Raw genomic sequence first — 988 nt, forward strand, 5'->3', positions numbered from 1 at the left:
TGGGGATGACGTCAAATCATCATGCCCCTTATGTCCAGGGCTTCACACATGCTACAATGGTCGGTACAACGCGCAGCGACACTGTGAGGTGGAGCTAATCGCTCTAAAGCCGGTCTTAGTTCGGATTGGGGTCTGCAACTCGACCCCATGAAGTCGGAGTCGCTAGTAATCGTAGATCAGCAACGCTGCGGTGAATACGTTCCCGGGCCTTGTACACACCGCCCGTCACGTCATGAAAGTTGGTAACACCCGAAGCCAGTGGCCCAAACTCGTTAGGGAGCTGTCGAAGGTGGGATCGGCGATTGGGACGAAGTCGTAACAAGGTAGCCGTACCGGAAGGTGCGGCTGGATCACCTCCTTTCTAAGGAGCTTTACTATTTTTTGGCTGGCATGGTGAACAGCTGCAGTTGCAGTTGTGGTGCTAGTTGGGCTGTTGAGTATCCGTGTGTGGTGCTGCAGACCCGTACTTTTTGTGAAAATTTCCAGGTGGACATGCACCCGGGGGGTAAGGATGCCTCCAGGAGATGCACGCAGGGATGTGTGTGGGTGTCGCATGATTGAGCGATCAACCGGTTTTTGTCAGAAGCATTGGTGCGCTGTTGGGTGTCTGGGGCAGCACATGGTGCCCGCACGCTGTGGTGTGACTCGTGTGGGTTGCGTGGTGTGTGGGTGGTTGTCCTTGTGGCCCGGATAGATACGAATGTCACTGTGGTGGTGTTTGTGTCTGCTGGGTGTGGTGTGTGAGAACTGTATAGTGGACGCGAGCATCTTTCTTCTTTGAAGAGAAGTGTATTTCTCATCGAGTTGGGGCGAGGATGATTGTTCTTGTTCTGGTTTGGTGTGAGTATTTTGTGATTGTGAGTATGTGTTTGTGTATCCGGGCACACGCCTAGTGCGCTGATTACGGCTTGTTGTTGTGGTTGGTGTGGGTGTGTGTTTGTGTTTGTTGCTTAAGGGCGCATGGTGGATGCCTTGGCATGCTGGGCCG

Annotated in this window: 1 rRNA gene; it reads left to right on the forward strand. The window is 53.3% G+C overall.

From position 1 onward, the window contains the following. Positions 1 to 361 (forward strand): 16S ribosomal RNA (locus KBX19_RS11260); the annotation flags it as partial. Positions 362 to 988 lie beyond the last annotated feature (627 nt).

This window comes from Corynebacterium sp. CCUG 71335 (assembly GCF_024454075.1).
Classification (GTDB): domain Bacteria; phylum Actinomycetota; class Actinomycetes; order Mycobacteriales; family Mycobacteriaceae; genus Corynebacterium; species Corynebacterium genitalium.